At 31.6% G+C, this 19,696-nt stretch carries 19 protein-coding genes and 2 tRNA genes; 18 read left to right on the plus strand and 3 right to left on the minus strand.

The annotated features are described in order from the left end of the window. Positions 1 to 128 precede the first annotated feature (128 nt). Positions 129 to 1,274 (plus strand): 2-amino-4-hydroxy-6-hydroxymethyldihydropteridine diphosphokinase, encoded by a 1,146-nt coding sequence (folK, locus tag AX016_RS01040; RefSeq protein ID WP_100893832.1) that lies wholly within the window; start codon positions 129 to 131, stop codon positions 1,272 to 1,274. Positions 1,275 to 1,438: 164 nt separating this feature from the next. Here folK and AX016_RS01045 read toward each other — a convergent pair whose 3' ends face one another. After that, complete coding sequence (locus tag AX016_RS01045; protein WP_100893833.1) at positions 1,439 to 1,972, minus strand: RNA methyltransferase; 534 nt, start codon at positions 1,970 to 1,972, stop codon at positions 1,439 to 1,441. 157 nt (positions 1,973 to 2,129) lie between these two features. Between AX016_RS01045 and mutS the strand changes: the two genes are divergently transcribed. The 16 genes from mutS to AX016_RS01125 all read left to right on the plus strand — a co-directional run bounded on the left by mutS (position 2,130) and on the right by AX016_RS01125 (position 16,150). Then, positions 2,130 to 4,712 (plus strand): DNA mismatch repair protein MutS, encoded by a 2,583-nt coding sequence (gene mutS / locus AX016_RS01050; protein WP_100896776.1) that lies wholly within the window; start codon positions 2,130 to 2,132, stop codon positions 4,710 to 4,712. Between the two features lie 142 nt (positions 4,713 to 4,854). After that, a tRNA-Gly gene (locus AX016_RS01055) sits at positions 4,855 to 4,926 on the plus strand. Between the two features lie 45 nt (positions 4,927 to 4,971). Beyond that, positions 4,972 to 5,055 (plus strand) — tRNA-Leu (locus AX016_RS01060). Positions 5,056 to 5,232: 177 nt separating this feature from the next. After that, positions 5,233 to 5,592, plus strand: coding sequence for a hypothetical protein (locus tag AX016_RS01065; RefSeq protein WP_100893834.1), 360 nt, complete (start codon positions 5,233 to 5,235; stop codon positions 5,590 to 5,592). A gap of 36 nt (positions 5,593 to 5,628) precedes the next feature. Further along, a complete protein-coding gene (locus tag AX016_RS01070; RefSeq protein ID WP_157811049.1) occupies positions 5,629 to 6,126 on the plus strand; it encodes a hypothetical protein in 498 nt (165 codons plus the stop codon). A 19-nt stretch (positions 6,127 to 6,145) separates the two neighbouring features. Continuing rightward, on the plus strand, positions 6,146 to 6,331 hold the full coding sequence (locus AX016_RS01075) for a hypothetical protein (protein WP_100893836.1): 186 nt from the start codon (positions 6,146 to 6,148) through the stop codon (positions 6,329 to 6,331). A 330-nt stretch (positions 6,332 to 6,661) separates the two neighbouring features. Further along, positions 6,662 to 7,363 (plus strand): hypothetical protein, encoded by a 702-nt coding sequence (locus AX016_RS01080; RefSeq protein WP_157811050.1) that lies wholly within the window; start codon positions 6,662 to 6,664, stop codon positions 7,361 to 7,363. Between the two features lie 19 nt (positions 7,364 to 7,382). Beyond that, positions 7,383 to 8,111, plus strand: a complete 729-nt coding sequence (locus AX016_RS01085; protein ID WP_100893838.1) for a hypothetical protein — start codon at positions 7,383 to 7,385, stop codon at positions 8,109 to 8,111. 2 nt (positions 8,112 to 8,113) lie between these two features. Then, the gene (locus tag AX016_RS01090) at positions 8,114 to 8,494 is read left to right on the plus strand and encodes a DUF5071 domain-containing protein (RefSeq protein ID WP_157811051.1); all 381 of its coding nucleotides are present in this window, start codon (positions 8,114 to 8,116) and stop codon (positions 8,492 to 8,494) included. Between the two features lie 49 nt (positions 8,495 to 8,543). Continuing rightward, positions 8,544 to 9,191 carry a suppressor of fused domain protein gene (locus AX016_RS01095; protein ID WP_100893840.1) on the plus strand — a complete coding sequence of 216 codons (648 nt, stop codon included), beginning with the start codon at positions 8,544 to 8,546 and terminating at the stop codon, positions 9,189 to 9,191. Between the two features lie 281 nt (positions 9,192 to 9,472). Then, entirely contained in the window at positions 9,473 to 11,980 is a 2,508-nt protein-coding gene (locus tag AX016_RS01100) for a T9SS type A sorting domain-containing protein (RefSeq protein WP_100893841.1), read from the plus strand. 156 nt (positions 11,981 to 12,136) lie between these two features. Next, entirely contained in the window at positions 12,137 to 13,045 is a 909-nt protein-coding gene (locus AX016_RS01105) for a hypothetical protein (protein ID WP_100893842.1), read from the plus strand. 25 nt (positions 13,046 to 13,070) lie between these two features. Then, on the plus strand, positions 13,071 to 13,388 hold the full coding sequence (locus AX016_RS01110; RefSeq protein ID WP_100893843.1) for a helix-turn-helix transcriptional regulator: 318 nt from the start codon (positions 13,071 to 13,073) through the stop codon (positions 13,386 to 13,388). A gap of 70 nt (positions 13,389 to 13,458) precedes the next feature. Further along, positions 13,459 to 14,019 carry a carboxymuconolactone decarboxylase family protein gene (locus AX016_RS01115; RefSeq protein WP_100893844.1) on the plus strand — a complete coding sequence of 187 codons (561 nt, stop codon included), beginning with the start codon at positions 13,459 to 13,461 and terminating at the stop codon, positions 14,017 to 14,019. An 87-nt stretch (positions 14,020 to 14,106) separates the two neighbouring features. Next, positions 14,107 to 15,192 (plus strand): SGNH/GDSL hydrolase family protein, encoded by a 1,086-nt coding sequence (locus AX016_RS01120; RefSeq protein WP_100893845.1) that lies wholly within the window; start codon positions 14,107 to 14,109, stop codon positions 15,190 to 15,192. Between the two features lie 139 nt (positions 15,193 to 15,331). After that, positions 15,332 to 16,150, plus strand: coding sequence for a 3-keto-disaccharide hydrolase (locus AX016_RS01125; protein WP_100893846.1), 819 nt, complete (start codon positions 15,332 to 15,334; stop codon positions 16,148 to 16,150). Positions 16,151 to 16,196: 46 nt separating this feature from the next. Here the strand turns inward: AX016_RS01125 and metE are convergent, their stop codons facing one another. Beyond that, complete coding sequence (gene metE / locus AX016_RS01130; protein ID WP_100893847.1) at positions 16,197 to 18,515, minus strand: 5-methyltetrahydropteroyltriglutamate--homocysteine S-methyltransferase; 2,319 nt, start codon at positions 18,513 to 18,515, stop codon at positions 16,197 to 16,199. Between the two features lie 157 nt (positions 18,516 to 18,672). On the opposite strand from metE, the gene AX016_RS01135 reads away from it, so the two are divergent. Then, positions 18,673 to 19,134 (plus strand): Lrp/AsnC family transcriptional regulator, encoded by a 462-nt coding sequence (locus tag AX016_RS01135; protein ID WP_100893848.1) that lies wholly within the window; start codon positions 18,673 to 18,675, stop codon positions 19,132 to 19,134. Between the two features lie 37 nt (positions 19,135 to 19,171). On the opposite strand, the gene AX016_RS01140 is transcribed toward AX016_RS01135, so the two are convergent. Then, positions 19,172 to 19,687 carry an outer membrane beta-barrel protein gene (locus tag AX016_RS01140; protein ID WP_100893849.1) on the minus strand — a complete coding sequence of 172 codons (516 nt, stop codon included), beginning with the start codon at positions 19,685 to 19,687 and terminating at the stop codon, positions 19,172 to 19,174. Positions 19,688 to 19,696: the final 9 nt, after the last annotated feature.

The following is a 19,696-nucleotide window of genomic DNA, read 5'->3' on the forward strand; positions in this document are numbered from 1 at the left end:
AGGGTCTGCTGTTCTAATTTACTTGTAATTTGTAAAGATACTTAAGTTAAGCTTTTAATACCTTTACAAAAAAGATATTTAATTTTAAGATAGCGCCTTAAAAACTATTTTATTTACTTTGTTTTTAAATGAAGAAGAACGTTACAACTGCATACCTATCTATAGGAAGTAATTTAGGTGATAAGATAGTAAACTTACAAGATGCCATTTTTTTATTAAAGGAAAAAGCAGGTAGCATTGCTGGTATTTCTAAAGTTTACAAATGCGAATCATGGGGTTTTGAGTCGGACGACTTTTTAAACGCCTGCGTTGCTATTAACACAACTAAAGACCCTTTTGAGCTTTTAGATATTATTTTTGAAATAGAAACACACTTAGGAAGGCAGCGAACAGATGAAGCTGGTTACCAAGCCAGAACCATAGACATAGACATTATTTACTATGGCAAAGAGGTAATTAACACCGAGAAATTAGTGGTGCCACACCCAAACTTACAATTTAGAAGTTTTGTTTTGCGCCCTTTAGCAGATGTTGGTCCGCAATTTTACCACCCAATACTTAACAAAGACTCCAGAAACTTGTTTCAGGAATGTAAAGACAAAGGTAAAATAGAGCGTACAGAAAGAAGGTTATATGAAGACAGAGAAAGCATTCTTGCCAAAGCACAATTTTTAGCCATAGAGGGTAACATTGGAGCAGGTAAAACCACTTTAGCCAATAAAATATCTGAAGATTATAATGCTAAGCTAATTGTAGAGCGTTTTGCAGACAATCCATTTTTACCAAAATTTTACGAGGATCAAGCTAGATATGCTTTTTCTTTAGAAATGTCTTTTTTAGCAGATCGTTACCAACAATATTCAGATGATACTTCTCAGCTAGATTTATTTAAGTCTTTTATGGTAAGTGATTATGATATATTTAAATCTCTCATATTTGCAAAAGTAACTTTGCAACAAGACGAGTTTAAATTATACCGTAAGTTGTTTGACTTAATGTATAAAGATGTAAAAAAGCCAGATGTTTTTGTGTACTTATACCAAAACACAGAGCGCTTAATTGCTAACATTAAAAAACGTGGTCGTGAATATGAACAGGATATACAGACCGATTATCTAGAAAAAATTAACAAAGGTTATTTAGATTTCATAAAAAGTTACCCACAGCAAAATACCTTTATTATAGACGTAAGCGACCTTGACTTTGTAGCTAATACAGCTGATTATGAGCACATTTTACACGAAATTGAAGGTTACATTTTACGTAACTTATAGAAAAACACAAATATTAAATTAACAGTTATTTCACAATTTATTTGCAAGATTGAAAACGTTTTCTTTAATTGCATATCTCTTAACAGAGGAACTAACTAACTCAAACTACATACGAGACCCAACTTTGTTGGGTCTTTTTTTTGTCTATAAACTAAATATGCTTTTTATTTCTGTTGTAGTTTAGACCATAAATCCCAAACCACTACACCAGCACTTACAGATATATTTAAAGAGTGTTTTGTGCCGTATTGCGGAATTTCTAAAACCACATCACTAGCAGTAACCACATCTTGGGCAACACCTTTAACTTCGTTACCAAAAATTAGTGCATACTTTTGGTTTTTATCAACCTTAAAATCATTTAAAAAAGTAGCATTTTCTGCTTGCTCTACAGAAAGCATTTTGTAACCATTATTTTGTAATTGCTGTACCAATGGCAATGTTTCTTCTACATACTCCCAAGCAACGCTATCTGTAGCGCCCAAAGCTGTTTTTTGTATGTCTTTATGTGGCGGTTTTGCAGTAATACCACACAGGTATATTTTTTCAATTAAAAAAGCATCAGCTGTTCTAAAAACAGATCCAATGTTGTTTAAACTTCTAATATTATCTAAAATAATAACAATAGGCGTTTTCTCTGCTTGTTTAAACTCTTCAATATTTAATCGCTCTAATTCGTTATTTTTTAATTTTCTCATTCTATTTATATCTAGTAAACTTATCCACAAATATCAACAAAGGTTTTGTAACCAAAGAGAAAAACTTAAATTCGTTTTGTAATTTTTAAGTTAATCATTAAGATTTTTCAATTTGCCTAAAACAAGTACACCAAAGAAGAAAAAGGTAACCCCTTTAATGCAGCAATACAACGCTATAAAAACAAAGTATCCAGATGCTATGTTGCTTTTTCGCGTTGGAGATTTTTATGAAACCTTTGGTGATGATGCCGTTAAAGCATCTAAAATTTTAGGAATTATATGTACACACCGTAATAATGGTGGAGAAAAAACAGAATTAGCTGGTTTTCCACATCATTCTTTAAACACCTATTTACCAAAATTGGTAAAAGCAGGACAACGTGTAGCTATTTGTGATCAGTTAGAAGACCCTAAACAAACCAAAACAATTGTAAAAAGAGGCGTTACAGAATTGGTAACTCCTGGTGTGGCTTTAAATGATGATATTTTATCTGCCAAAACCAACAACTTTTTATGTGCTGTACATTTTGGAAGAAAAAAAGTAGGTGTATCTTTTTTAGATATTTCTACCGGAGAATTTTTAACATCAGAAGGTACAGAAGAGCAAATTGATAAATTACTACAAAACTTTGCTCCTAATGAGGTCTTGGTGTCTAAAACACATAAAAAAGATTTTTTAAAAATATTTGGCACTGAGTTTCATACTTTTTTTGTTGAAGATTGGATTTTTCAGGAAGATTACGCTCAAGAAACACTTACCAAACATTTTAATACTGCAACCTTAAAAGGTTTTGGAGTTGCACATTTAGAGCAAGGTATTATGGCATCTGGTGCTGTTTTACATTATTTATCTGAAACACAACACCACAAACTACAACACATAAATACGCTACAACGTATTGCCGAGGAAGAATACATTTGGATGGATAGGTTTACTATTAAAAATCTAGAGCTGTACCACTCTTATAACCCAAATGCTGTTACTCTTTTAGATGTTATAGACAAAACCATATCACCTATGGGTGGGCGTATGCTAAAACGCTGGTTAGCTTTGCCTTTAAAAAATGTAGAAAAAATAAAAAGAAGACACCAAGTTATAGAGTACTTACAAGCTAATGATTCCATTTTGCACAAATTGCAACAGTCTATAAAGCAAATGGGAGATTTAGAACGTTTAATTTCTAAGGTAGCAACAGCTAAAATATCACCTAAAGAAGTAGTACAACTTAAAAATTCTTTAGAAGCCATACTACCTGTTAAGCAACTTACAAGCACTAGTAAAAACGAAGCTGTAAAACTTATAGGAGACCAATTACACGGTTGTGATATGCTACGCGCTAAAATTAAAGAAATGATTAGCGAAGATGCTCCTGTAAATATGCTTAAAGGCGAAACTATAGCCAAAGGATATTCTGCCGAGTTAGATGAGCTACGTGGTTTGGCATTTTCTGGCAAAGACTATTTAAATAAAATGTTAGAGAGAGAAACCGAACGCACCGGAATTACCTCTTTAAAAATAGCTAGCAATAATGTATTTGGATATTATATAGAAGTACGTAATACCCATAAAGATAAAGTACCAGAAGAATGGATACGTAAGCAAACCTTAGTAAATGCAGAGCGTTACATTACTGAAGAATTAAAAGAATACGAGAGCAAAATATTAGGTGCAGAAGAACGCATACAAGTTTTAGAGCAAGAACTATTTTCTAAACTAGTTGTTTGGATGCAAGAGTATATTGCCCCAGTACAACACAATGCGCAATTAATTGCACAACTAGATTGCCTTTGTGGTTTTACACAATTGGCAACAGACAATAAATATACAGCTCCTGTAATAGACGACTCTACCGACTTAGAAATTGTAAACGGAAGACACCCTGTTATAGAAAAACAATTACCTGTTGGTGAAGCATATATTGCTAACGATGTTACCCTAAACCGAGAAGAGCAACAAATAATAATGATTACAGGGCCAAATATGAGTGGCAAATCTGCCATATTACGCCAAACAGCCTTAATTGTGTTACTAGCACAAATGGGAAGTTTTGTACCTGCAGAAGCTGCTAAAATTGGTTACGTAGACAAAATATTTACTAGAGTTGGTGCTAGTGACAACATCTCTATGGGAGAATCTACTTTTATGGTAGAGATGAACGAGACTGCATCTATCTTAAACAACCTATCTAACCGTAGTTTGGTATTGTTAGATGAAATTGGCCGTGGTACTAGTACTTATGATGGTATTTCTATTGCGTGGGCAATATCAGAATACCTACACCAGCACCCAACACAAGCAAAAACATTGTTTGCTACACACTACCACGAGTTAAATGAAATGACAGCAACATTTAGCAGAATAAAAAACTACAACGTATCTGTAAAAGAACTAAAAGACAATGTCTTGTTTTTGCGCAAACTTACTCCTGGTGGTAGTGAACATAGTTTTGGTATACACGTAGCAAAAATGGCTGGTATGCCACAGCAAGTTATTTCTAAAGCAAATAAAATACTTAAAAAGTTAGAGAAGTCTCACTCTAGTGAAGAACTAACTACTAAACTAACAGATGCCCAAAACGAAATGCAACTGAGCTTTTTTAATATGGATGATCCTTTGTTATTAGAGTTAAAAGAAGAGATAATAGACTTAGATATTAACACGCTAACACCTGTAGAAGCCTTAATGAAGCTAAATGAAATAAAAAGATTGCTTTCTGCACAAAAAAAAGATGAAGTGTAAAACGCTCATTTTATGTTGTTTGAAAATGAAATTTAAAAATAGATAAAAAATATCGATATTTTTTTTGAAAATAGCTTTGTGGTTTAGAAAAATGTCTTAAATTTGCACCCGCATCTGATAAAGATGTACGTTCATAAAAATTGCGAAAGTAGCTCAGGGGTAGAGCATCACCTTGCCAAGGTGGAGGTCGAGGGTTCGAATCCCTTTTTTCGCTCAGAAAAAATTATACCAATTGCCTGTTAGTAATAACAGCTAATTTGCTCGAGTGGTGGAATTGGTAGACACGTTGGACTTAAAATCCAATGGACATTAGTCCGTATGGGTTCAAGTCCCATCTCGAGTACAAAACCCTTGTTAATCTAACGATTTTCAAGGGTTTTTGCTTTTTATATGTTTTTAGTTTTTCTTCTCCCTAAAAAACAGAGTACTACTTTACCTACTTATTTATATATTGCAGAAAATATACTTTAAATTAAGTTAAAGTATCAATTGTTTATTTTACAGCCATACATCATATTTAATGAGTGACATTACTCCACATAGCCAAGAACAAAGTCAAAATCAGCAACAAGAGGAAACTCACCAAGCGCAACCTATTATTATTAATCAAAATAATAACAACCAAGGCTCTAACCCAATTGGTATAGCCGGTTTTATAATCTCTATACTTGCTTATATTTTATATTGTGTCCCTTTTCTAGGGCACCTAATATGGATTTTAGGACTTGTATTATCTATAATTGGACTTTTTAGTCGTCCACGTGGACTTGCCATTGCTGGTGTAGTTATCTCTTTGATATGGATTATTTTTTATGCTATGATTTTTGCTGGAATATTATTTTTAGGCGCTGCTAGCGAAGGCATACAGGGTATGCATTAAAATAGCTTTATAAGGAACAAACAATATCTAACAATAATGAAAACTTACACCCTACTCTTTCTTTTATTTTTGATGAGTGCAACAGGCACTTGTCAGCATACACAAGAAACAGACACAACAAGCTATTTAAAATCGGGCTTTTATATTTTAAACGATTCTGTTGGAGTAAAAGTTTTTGTTCCAAGTTTTAACAAAACACAATACGTTAACACTAAAACATTAATTCCTATTACAGATATTAAAAAGTGTTCTACTGTTGGTATGGATGCTACATTTGGAAACTCTGGAGAAAAACAATTTGGATTAAATATAACATTTACACCAGACGGAGATATTAAAATGCAAATTGCTACAGATATAGCTTTTCAAGAGCGTAAAAGCATAGGATTATTTGTAGATAACAAAATTATTAATGCCTTTTACGTAAATAGTAAAATTAGAAACGGAAATTATTTTCTAGCACTTAATTTACCTTTCGCAGAGATTAGGCAATTGGAAAAGAAAATTAATTCTGAACTTAAAAAAGAGAAATAAAATACTAGTTTTAACAGCTATGAGAAAAACAATATTAATTATTGGTGTTGCGCTTGCACTTGTAAATGTTATATACAGCTTTTTTAGAAATGTAGATACCATCTATTTTTTTGGCCAAGATGTAAATATTTGGGTATACCGACTAATTTGGTCATTTATGGCTGTACTTATTTTTAACGCCTACCGTAAAGAAACAAGAAAATAAAGCATCTTATTTTTCACGATAATATACTTACCTATTACGAATAAACATTAACACATTACAATATCATTTCTACTTTTTAAATTGCTCTCTATTATATAGAAGAATAATATGATACGCAATAATACAAAGAATACAACCATAACAAGCAGATTCAATTTTCTGTATGTATTCTTGTTATTTTTTTTAGTAGCGGTATTATTTTTTCTTTACATCCTTTTAGTCACCAAAGAAGAGATTGTACTATTTTTAATAGGCTTTATGACGTTTGTATTATACGGTTTTTACATAATAGCAAAAAGCCTAGTTTTTTTTAGAGCCAATTCTAAAAACATGAGAGTAGGCCTATTTAAAACTTATAGCTATAATGATATACTTAGCGTAGAACTTTACAGCTCTATACCTTCTAAATTTATGTTTTTTATCTTTTATGAAAAAGGACTAACCATACATTTAAAAAACAATAAAAAAATACACTTAAAAGAAACATACTACTCCAACTTTTGGAAAATACGTCTGTACTTAGACAATAAATTCAATAAAAAGCAACTACAAGAAAGCAAGCCAGTAGACAAAAGCAGAATTAATATAACCAACAAAACCATAGCTACACCATTTTATATTTTTGGCAATAGAATACTAATGTCAATAGCAGTAATAGCAACTTTTATATTACTAATAGACCTATGCACAACGAGCTATTTAAATCCTGGGTATTTTATATTTAGTATGGGTACGTTTCTTTTTTTGTTACTTTTTACAACACAAATGGATTATATAGAAAGTTCTAAAAATTACATCGTCATTAAAAATTTAATAAATCCGTTTGTAAAAAAAATAATACCTACTAAAGATATAGCACACACCTCTAAAGAAACCGTAGGCGGTGGTAAAAACAAAAAAACATTTATAATTTTACACACTATCTACCATAAAAAATTTAAAGTTTCTATAGATTTTATAAGTCTTAAAAGAGAAGGTAATATAATTGAACAAATTAAAAAACTAGATATCCCTTACAGAGATTACACCTAACAATATATAATATAAAACAATGAAGTTATTTAAAATTATATGTTTTGCATTTGCAATTTGCAATAGTGCATTTGCCCAAGAAGAATACAATTACTCTGATGAGCTACTAACAACCACATTTAAAGCCTACCAAGCAGTAGATTTTGATATGGCAAACAGTATGTTTCCTTTTGTAAAAGAGCGTTTTTTAGAACATTTAAAAGACTCCACTAGTTTTACAAATTCATATGATAGTTTATCTAAACATATAAGCATAAAATACAGCTTAGACAGTATAGTAAAAATATACTCCTGGGGACAAAGAGACTCTGGCTGTTGCCACTCCTCTGTTTTATATGCACAATACAAAACAGAAGATAACACTATTAAACATACAAACTTAAAAGACCCAAATACAGGCGGAATAGATGTTTTTACTACTGGTTTGCATAGGATAAAAATTAACAACCAGCCGCACTACTTAATATTGGGCTGGGGAACTTGTTGTGGTGGTAAACATCATAGCACAGCAACAGTGTACAAAATAGCTGATGGCGTCTTACAAAAAAGCGATACTGCTTTTATTGGCGAAAATTATATTTTTACAGAAGCAAACCGCGGACAAGACATTAAACTAACGTACAATGAAGAAAAAAAAATATTGTCTTATTTTAGTTATCCAGAAGATGAGGAAACCGGTTTTTACAAAAGAGAACAAACACTTGCTCAATGGAAACTAACCAACAAAGGGTTTAAAAAAGAAAAATAATAGTGCAACCACAACTGCCAAAACACAAAGGAGATACAGAAGCCGTAGCCAACTTAAAAGACTATAGTTACAAGCAAGTAAAACCAATAGTACCAGAACTATTAACTTGGTTGCAAGATTTAAACTGGCCCATTGCAGGCCCAATAGCATTGTATTTACAATCTATAGCAGAATATATTACAGATGATATTATTGCAATTTTAAGGGGTCAAGATGAAGTTTGGAAATACTGGCTTGTATTAGTTTTTGGCACAAATGCAACAGCTCCAATAGCCCCAAAACTACTGGCCGAATTTAAACGAATTGCCACACAACCCACAAAAGCAGAAATAGCTGAAGAAACACAAGACTTAGCTTTAGAGGTGATTAAGAATTTAAGCTAAAGCTTATTTAGTAGCCAACTACACATAATTATATACCAATTACAGATTTATGACACTAAAAGAATACAAAAATAAATATACAGAAGAAGACGCTGTTGGTTGGGACTATATAGACTCTGCAATAGAAAAAATATACCCTGAGCAAAACCCACAACATTATGCACCACAATTACCTTATGCATTAGGTGGCACAGAACCTATAGACGGTATTAGCGTTTACAATAGCACCTTGCAAGAACCTCATTTTCATTATATTTCTTACGGATTTTCTGAGCTGTATTACAATGAGGAATCTGTTGGTGAAGAATACAGTAAACTTGGTTTTGAACTTACGTTTAGACTAAAAAAATATAGTGATGAAGACAATGTTAACTGGGCTTGTAATTTAATTCAGAATTTAGGAAAATACGTTTTCAGCAAAGAAAAATGGTTTGAGGAATACCATCTTATACCTGCAAACGGACCAATAAGAAGTAATTACAACACAGATATTACAGCAATAGCATTTGTTATAGACAAAGAATTAGGCGTATTAAACACACCACACGGAGAGGTTCAGTTTTTACAAATGGTTGGCTTAACTAACACAGAGTACGAAGAGCTTAAGCAAAGTCCCAGCACCACAAAAACTAAAGAATTGCTAGAAAAACTAAAACAAAACAACCCTTTACTTATTACAGATTTAGAACGTAAGTAATAAAATATTACATCTATTTTAAATAAATTAAGCCACTAAACCCTTCAATTTTTATTGAGGGGTTTTGTTGTTTTTATGGTTACGTAATTACAAAAAAGAACTTTTGTAAGACAAAAATGCGCATTAAATAACAGCTGAAAATATTATTTATTACTAAATAAGATATACAAACACAATGCAGTAATCTAAAAATAAGACCGTTATACAATTTAACATTTTCTTACGAAATTCACCTGATAACTCATTATATTTGACAGTTAATACTTGCAAATATTACTACTATGAAATCAAATGACAAGTTATCAAAATTACTACTCGTATTTATTACAGTACTATTTACACAATCTAATTACCTATGCGCCCAAAATTTTAGCAGTGCTCCAGAATTAATTACACCAAGAGAAACTTGGCAAATATCTAAAGAGGCACTTTCATTTAGGTTTATAGCCCCAAATGATAATAGTTTTAGAAATATCATTAAAAATAATGTTATAAGTGTTGGTGGGTTTGACAATATTAAACCAAAGCCTTTTGCACAACAAACAGCTGTTTACAGAATTCAGATCTCTAAAGAAGAAGATTTCTCTAGCTCTTCTATTATTTATAGCAAACATTTAAAATTGTGGTCAATGCAACACGGAACCACACAACACATACCTAATCAAATTTTTTCTCCTGGAACTTATTACTGGAGAATGAGGTGCGAGGTAGATAAAGGCGGTACAAAAAGAACAAGTCCGTGGTCTGTTAAAAAGAAATTTAAATTGGTAAACAAGTCGGTACAACCAATGCGTTATAAAATATCAGATAGCAATCCGTTGTTTGTTATTGCAGACGCACATACAGCAGAGCTACATAATGATGATGCTAGTTATTTTGCTAACATGCATAAAGACGGCTTTACTAAAAACGATTTTTCTGCAAATAAACGCAAACACGTTGCCGTGGTTTTAAACGATAGATCTAAAGGCGCTGAGCGTTTTATAGAAGACAACTATGCTGTAGGTGAATATTTAGACCTATATAATAAAATTGAAGACTGGGGATATAAAACAATGATTTTTCACCAATACTCCTTAGCAGAACAAGATTGGTTTTATCGTAAATACCCAAATTGTATTGGAAATTTTACTGGTGAAACCGAAGATTTAGTCCTGTATTATGAAAAAGATGATGAGTTTAATAAAGAAACTAATCTTTTTTTTAACAGGTCTTTAAAGTTAGCAGAATTACACGGTGGTTATTTTATGAATGCAACACACTACTACAGTAAAGCTTATGTGTCTGCACAGTTTTCTCCTATGTTTACAAACTCTGAGGTTTACAATAACCTAAAAAAATACAGTAAACACATTATATGGGGAACAAAAAACAATAGCTCTTACGCTAAACATGTTATGGATGGCTACTGGCAAGGTTTATGGCTAGACAACGTTATAGGACAAAGAGTAGCTTGGATAGAGAACTATTTTAATCGTTCTGCACATAATATTAATAAAAAGGTATGGCCTTTAGTTAATAGCAAAAGTACAGATACATATACTCCAATTACCTTAATGAGTAAAGAAATGCTGTATTCTGCTGCTAATGGTGGTACCGTGTTTGTAATTAGAGATAATGATAACTCTACAAATGATGATGCAGCAAACAGGAGATCTGCCAGAAGAGACCATCTATACAAATTGTTTGAAAAAATTGTAGATGAAAAGTTAATTACTCCTAAAGCTCAAGTAAAAGCCAATACAAAAAAAGCGGTGCAGTTTATTACTGCAGCGGAGCACGGTACAAGAAAAAAAGAGGATTATAAAACTATTTATCAAAAATATAAGGAGCTATTTAGTAAAACACATAAGGTTACAAAATACGATAACGAAAAAATAGCAACTGATGTAATACCAGACAATCAAGGAACATATGGTATTATACCTATTGTTTCTAAATTTAGTGGAGCTGCAGACTGGCGAGTAACCAGATTAAAATTAGACGATATTAATACAGGAGCCAAGGTTAATAATGCTTTTAACGCAAAAGCACCTCATAAAGGTACTGCTTGGGTTAATAAAACTGGCAAAAAATATATTATCCTTAATTCTGTTGAAGGCAGAAAATACTTAGATAACCAAACTTACAATATAGATTTTGGAGACAGTAATTTTATAAATAGCATTAAAGGTGGTATTAACATAAGCACCTATATTGTTAGTAAACTAAATAGTGAAGGCGACAAGCTTACCTTAATTGTTAACTCTAATAAGTACCAACAGTACTTAATAAACAAACCAGACGTTAAGGTGGCTTCTAGCCCTATTGAAAACACTAAAATTCTAGTTAATTGCGACTCTAAACCTAAGGTAACACTTAATATTGATGATGCTCTGGTTTCTTCAGATTGGGATGGAAGCACTAAAACTTTAACATTAAAAATTAAACACGATGCTAAGTTTAATGATATAGTAACTGTAACCATTAATGAAAACACAAGTACAGCATCTGCTAATAAAACTTTATTAGAAACTAAAACAGATAGTCTTAATAAAGAGGTAGATCAAGAAAATTTAAAATTATTTCCTAATCCAACTACTAATTTTTTACAAGTAGATTATAAAAAAGATTCTCAAATTAAAGAGATTTTTATTAGGGACGTAAATGGACTTTTAATTAAAACTGTAAATTACACTAACACAACATCTCCTTACACTGTAGATGTAAGTAAATTATCTAAAGGAATTTACTTTTTGAGCTTTAAAGACTCTAGTAAAATTATAACTAAAAAATTTATAGTTAATTAAACATACAATTCTTAATACAAAAGCCTCTTCAATAAAAAATGAAGAGGCTTTTTTTCTTTAAACAAAACTGTTCTTTTTAAAATTAACACTAACCACAGTACTGCTCTTTTTACTTTTGTGTACTTTAGTTTTTCTAATACCTAACCAATTAAAGCTATGCTTAAAAACTTATGCCTATGCATTTTATTAATTGTATTTGTTTGTGCTAATTCTTTTTCTCAACAAATTGAAACAAACTTTCTTGGTTCTTTTCCGTTTACTTTTACTTCTAAAAACAACATTGCAGTACAGGCCATTTTAAATAAAAAAGACACTGTTAGTTTAATGCTACATACAGCAGCAGAATCTATAACTTTAATTAAAGATAGCGCCACAAAAGTAACTAGCGTACAATGGAACACAGAAGATACTGTAGAAAGTTGGGGAGGTAAAAGCACGTCTAGACATAGCAATAGCAACACATTACAAATAGGAAGTTTTAATTGGGAAAATTTACCTATTTGGGAAAATAAAAATTCAGGACCAGGAACAGATGGCAAATTTGGACCTAGTTTATTTAAGCGCAAAGCCCTACATATTAGCTTTACAAACCACAAAATAACGGTATACAAAACAATACCTAAAAAAATAAAAGGGTATAAAAAAATCCCTTTAAATTATAAAGACGGATTTATGTTTTTAGGCGGAGAAAGTAGTATTGAATCTAAAAAGTATACCAACACATTTTTAATTCACTCTGGGTATACTGGTTTTATTTTGTTTGATGATGATTTTGCTAAAACAAATAAATTAGATTCGCTTTTAAAAATAACAGACACTAAAGAACTTAAAGACTCTTATGGTAATGTACTAAAAACACAAAAGGCTATTTTGCCTAAATTTAAAGTTGGCAAAACTACATTTAAAAATGTCCCTATTGGCTTTTTTAAAGGCGCAATTGCTAGGCAAAGTATGAGTGTTTTAGGTACTGATTTTTTAAAAAGGTTTGATTTTTATATTAGTGCAGATAGAACATTTATGTACTTAAAGCCAAACAAAAACTATAATTTACCCTATAACAAATAACATTAAATCAAAAAATAAATAGTAAATGGATGTTTTAGATCATTTTACAGAATTAGTAAATAAGCACTTTATTACACAACACGAGATTTCTTTTTATGAAAAAGAACTTGGTTTAAAACCTAAGTATTTAAGTAAACTTGCTAAAAAAAATAATTTACAACCACCTTGTCAAGTTTTATTAGAAAAGCAAATAACACACGGCAAACAATTGCTAAAACAAACAGATAAAACCATTAAAGAAATTGCTTTTGAAATGAACTTTGAAGATCATTTTTATTTTAGTAAAGTATTTAAACGCAAAACTGGGCAAACACCTACAGAATACAGAAGTTCTTTAAAGTGAACCTTTGTCCATTGCCAATTGTTATACACGGCTATACCTTTGCTTTTTTAAAAATTAAAAATTAGCAGAAATGAAAAATTTTACAAAGCATAGCATAGAAAGCGCTCCAGAAGCATCTAAAGAACTCTTAAAATACGGAGAGCAAAAATACGGAGCTGTGCCTAACTTGTTTAAATATATGGCTGGCGCACCTGCATCTTTAGAAGCGTATAACAGTTTATTTAAAATATTTTCTACTACGTCTTTTACAGCTGGTGAGCAACACCTAATATTACTTGCTGCAAGTGTTGTTAACAAATGTGATTATTGTACTGCTGCACATACTAGAGCCGCTAAAGCAAATGGTGTAGCATCTAAAACCCTAAATGCTATACGCAAACAAAAACAGCTAGAAGACACTAGGTTAGATGTACTTGTAAATATTACCAAAAAAATTACAGAGACCAGAGGTAACGTTTCTAAAAACGATTTAGAGGTTTTTTACAATGCAGGTTTTTCCCCAGAAAATATAATGGAAATTATTGTTGGCGTATCCTTAAAAACCCTAAGTAACTACATTAACCACATTACAGAAAATGTGATAAACGAATCTTTAGAACCTTTTGCGGTTGGTAAAGAAATTGAAGATTAAAAAATTCAGATCATTATTATACTTTTATACAAACCACCATTTAGGTGGTTTTGTTTTTTTAACTTGTGAGTTATTTACGTATTTAATATGAAACATATAGTTTATACCTGTTTTCTAGCAATTTTGTTTTTAACGTCTTGTAAAACCAATTCAAGAACCTTAATAACCAATGCAAACAAAGACATTACATATTGGGGAAGAGTAGATACTACTGCGACAGATAGTACAGATTTACATTGGTCTGGCACATCTATAAAATTAAATTTTGAAGGTTCCGATATAGAAGCCTTATTACAAGATGAAAAAGGAGAAAACTACTATAATATTCTTGTAGATAATGACAGCACTAAATTATTACGATTAGATACTACAAAACGTTATTATACACTTGCCCGTAATTTAAAAAAAGGAAAGCATACTGTAGAGTTGTTTAAAAGAACAGAATGGGATAAAGGCAAAACAAGCTTTTTTGGTTTTAAACTGAATAAAAAAGGTAAAATACTACCAAAAGACACACCTAAAACCAGAAAAATTGAATTTTACGGAAACTCTATTACTGCTGGTTATGCTGTTGAAGATTATACTGGCAATGACAGACCAGATAGTACATACACCAACAATTATTTAAGTTACGCTGCTATTACAGCCAGACATTTTAATGCCGAATACAGAGCTATTTGCAAAAGCGGAATTGGAATTACTGTAAGCTGGTTTCCCATAATAATGCCAGAGCTATACAATAGGCTAAATCCTAATAATAAAAACAGCTTATGGGATTTTTCTTTGTACCAGCCAGATATAGTTGTTGTAAATTTATTTCAGAATGATTCTTGGATAGTGAATATGCCAAAAAATGAAGAATTTAAACATAGGTTTGGGAACAAAAAACCAGAAGACGACTTTTTTGTTACTGCCTACCAAAACTTTATTACTAGCCTAAGAAAAGAATATCCTAATGCTAAAATTATATGTGCTTTAGGAGCTATGAATGCTACAAAAGAAGACTCTAAATGGATGAGTTTTATTAGCAAAGCGGCAACAAAATTAGCAGATAAAAATGTTTATACTCATTTTATGCCTTATAAAAATACACCTGGGCATCCATCTATAAAAGAGCAAGAAGATATGGCTAAAAGTCTTATTACTTTTATTGATAAAAACATAGACTGGTAAGGTCATTGCCTAATTTTAAAAACCATATATCATTTATACAAAATAAATACTGTAAGTTTTTTCTACAGATTTAACATCATATACATTACAACTGTCTAGTAAATTTATATTTTAGCAGATCCAAATAATCTACCAAAATATGAAAACCAAAACCTATAGTACACTAATTATACTTAGTTGCGTGCTTTTTTTAACCAGTTGTAACAACAACAAACCCAAATGGAAACAGCTTTTTAATGGTAAAGACCTTAAAGGCTGGCAAATAAAAATTAGAAATCATCCTTTAAATGACAACTACGCAAATACATTTAGCGTAAAAGACGGTAACATACAAGTACGCTACAATAACTACGGAGATTTTAATCAGCAATACGGACACTTATTTTATAAAAAGCCATACAGCGCATATTTAATAGGTGTAGAATATAGATTTGTTGGTGAACAAGCCAAAGGTGGCGAAGGTTGGGCTACAAGAAATAGCGGTATTATGCTACACGGACAGTCACCAAACACAATGTCTGTAGAGCAAGATTTTCCTAACTCTATAGAACTACAACTTTTAGGTGGCAATGGTAAAGATGAGCGTACTACAGCCAATATATGCACACCAGGTACGCAGTATGTTTTTAATAATGAAATAAAGCAAGAACACTGTGCAAGCTCTACCTCTAAAACGTATCACGGAGAACAGTGGGTACGTGTTGAAGCTCTAGTTTTAAGAGATTCTTTAATAGTACACTATGTAAATGGAGAAGAAGTACTGCGCTATACAAAACCTCAACTAGACCCTGTAAACGGAGCCAAAGAAGGCAAACCATTAACCAGTGGTAGCATCTCTTTACAAAGTGAAAGTCATCCTGTAGATTTTAGAAAGGTAGAAATAGTAAACTTAGAAAAATACATTACAGACCAAGGCAAACTAACAGAAGTAATTAATGAGCTGTTAGCAAAAAATTAATTCTTAAAAAAAAGCCTTTAGCAAATACGCTAAAGGCTTTTTTAATTTAATATGCTTTTTCTAATTTAGAACGCATTGTTTTTGCAGCAGCCACCAAATTCTCTAAAGCAGCTTTTGTTTCTGGCCAATCTCTAGTTTTTAATCCGCAATCCGGATTTACCCAAATATTGTCTGTTGGCAGTAACTTACTTGCTTTTACTAATAACTCTTCTATCTCTAACAAAGTAGGTACACGTGGCGAGTGTATGTCATAAACTCCAGGTCCTATTTCATTAGGATATTTAAAGTCTACAAAAACATTTAATAAATCCATTTTAGATCTAGATGTTTCTATAGTAATTACGTCTGCATCTAAACTAGTAATATGCTCTATAATATCATTAAACTCAGAATAACACATATGTGTATGTATTTGTGTTTTGTCTGCTACACCAGAAGTTGCTATTTTAAAACTCTCTACAGCCCAATTTAAATAGGTACTCCAATACTCTTTTCGCAAAGGCAAGCCTTCTCTAATTGCAGGTTCATCTACCTGTATTACTTGTATACCAGCTTGCTCTAAATCTACTACCTCATCTCTTATAGCTAAGGCAATTTGCTTACAGGTTGTAGAACGTGCTTGGTCATTACGCACAAAAGACCATTGTAAAATAGTAATTGGCCCAGTAAGCATCCCTTTTACAAATTTAGAGCTTAAAGACTGTGCATAAGCAGACCATTTTACGGTTATTGCTGATGGTCTAGACACGTCTCCAAATAATATTGGTGGCTTAACAGCTCTACTACCATAACTTTGCACCCAACCAAAACTAGAGATTGCAAACCCTTCTAGTTTTTCTCCAAAATACTCTACCATATCATTACGCTCACACTCTCCGTGCACTAGAACATCTAACCCTATTTTTTCCTGAAAACGTATGGTTTCTTCAATCTCTTGTTTAATAAGTTCGTTATAAGCATCTAAACTAAGTTCTTTTTTCTTTAATTTAGATCGCCAACTCCTCACCTCTTTTGTTTGCGGAAAAGATCCTATAGTTGTTGTTGGGTATGCAGGTAATTTTAACTGATCTTTTTGTATTTTTTGACGTGTTAAAAACTCAGCATTACGCTCACTATCATTTGCAGTTAATAAACTTACCCTAGCTTTTACCGCTGCATTATGTATAACTGAAGACTCTTTTTTTGTGCTATGCGCTCTGTTGTTGTTTAATAATTTTGCAGCAACCTCTTTACTAGTATCTCCTGTTACAAGTTTTTTAATTGTAACCAACTCGTCTACCTTTTGTTTAGCAAAAGCCAACCATTGTTTTACACTTGCAGGTAAGGTTTCTTCATTCTGTTCTAAATCTAAATCGTAAGGTGAGTGTAATAAAGAACAAGATGTTGCTAGCCAAACTTTGTCTATACCTATTTTAGATTCAACTTTTTTTACAGTCGCAATTGTGTCTTCAAAATTAGTTTTCCAAATATTACGTCCGTCAATTAAACCTAAAGAAAGTATTTTGTCATTTTTAAAATTAGCTGCATCTAAAACATCATCTAACTGTAAAGAACAACGTACCAAATCTAAATGTAAAGCGTGTACAGGCAATTGTAAAACTGTTTCTAGGTTATCGCCATAACAATCAAAATAACTAGTTAAAATAATTTTTAAACTAGAAAACTTACTTGCTAACTCTTTATATAATTTTTTGATAGCCTCCCTGTCCTTATCCGTAATATCTAAAGCCAAACAAGGCTCATCTATTTGTATGTGCGTTGCACCAGCATCTACAAGTCCTTCAATTAGCTTGTAAAAAACTGGTAAAAGATCATCTAATAAATCTATTTTATTAAAACCTTCTTCTTTTTCTTTCCCTAAAAGCAAATATGTAACCGGACTTAACACTACTGGTTTGGTAGTAATATTATGTGCTAATGCCTCTTTAAACTCGTTAATTGGTTTTAAAGAGAATAATTCAAATTTCTGATTTGCTGTAAACTCTGGTACTAGATAATGGTAGTTGGTATCAAACCACTTGGTCATTTCCATAGCAGTAACATCAAACTCATTATTTTGTAAGCCTCTTGCCATTGCAAAATACAGATCTAGCTTAGATTCTTTTTCTTTTATTTTCTGATATCTTGCAGGAATACAACCATAGGTTAAGGTAGCATCTAAAACCTGATCATAAAAAGAAAAATCGTTAGACGGAATAAGGTCTATACCTGCTTGTTGCATTAGCCTCCAGTTAGACAATTTTAACTGCTTACCCATTTCTACTAATTCAGTTTTAGTAGCTGCTCCTTTCCAGTATCTTTCGCTTACTTTTTTTAACTCTCTCTTAGCTCCAATTCTTGGGTAACCTAAAACATTAGTTTTCATATTACTATAAATTTATTATTCTATGCAAAGTTTACAATAATAAATATTTCAGCTAAATAACACCTAAAATTTAGAAATAAGAACTACACTTTATGTAGTAAAAAGAATAATAATCTTTTCTATATTTGTTTATCATCAATTTTTAGACAAATTTTCTATGAGTAACTTAGATAAGATAGATGTACAACTTTTACGTTTACTACAATTAAACTCTACTTTAACATCTAAAGAGTTAGCAAATAAGGTAAACCTATCTACTACACCAGTATTTGAAAGAATAAAAAGGTTAGAAAGAAACGGATTTATTAAAAAATATGTTGCCGTTTTAGATGCTGAAAAGTTAGAGAAAGGATTAACTGTATTTTGCAACATTAAACTAAAACAGCACACAAAAGATATAGGACATAATTTTGTGAAAGAAATTAAGTCTATAAAAGAAGTAACAGAGTGTTACAATATATCTGGTGATTTTGATTTTTTACTTAAAGTACAAGTAAAGGATATGTTGCATTACCAAGACTTTGTTTTAAATGGTTTAGGCTCTGTAAAAAGTGTAGGAAGTACACATAGTACGTTTGTTATGGGAGAAATAAAAAACACCTACGCTATACCAATTTAGATATAATGTAGGTGTTTTAAAATATTGTATTTTTTATTTAGAATCTCTTTATTGTTTTTATAGTATGCATAATACCTATAGAAACGGTAGACCACTCTGTATTATTTCCTAATTGTATACCTGTGTAAGATAAGTTAAGTTCTGTACTCTCTCCCATTAAATAACCTATTTGAGGTCTGTAATAAAAACCACCGTCATTACCATCGTTAAGTCCAAAACCCTGACCTAAATCTGCACCAAAAGAAAAAGAATTAGATGTCCAAACACGCACAGAAGCAGCTGCTTTTAAAAACTGAATATCTGGTAAATCATTAGTAATAGTACCTGTATGATATTTTTCTGCAAAGCCGTGTATGTAACCAGCTGTTACACCTAAATCTACAACTTCACCTAACGCCCACATATGCCCTATATCAGCAGCAACCATTAAGCTTACCTTGTCTGTAAAATCATCTATAGGAATACCGCCTTGTATGCCTATTTTTAATCCTTCTTGGGCAGACAAATTAGCTACGCTAATGATACACACAATTAATAATACAATTTTTTTCATTTTGTTTTT

This window comes from Cellulophaga sp. RHA19 (assembly GCF_002813425.1).
Lineage (GTDB): Bacteria > Bacteroidota > Bacteroidia > Flavobacteriales > Flavobacteriaceae > Cellulophaga.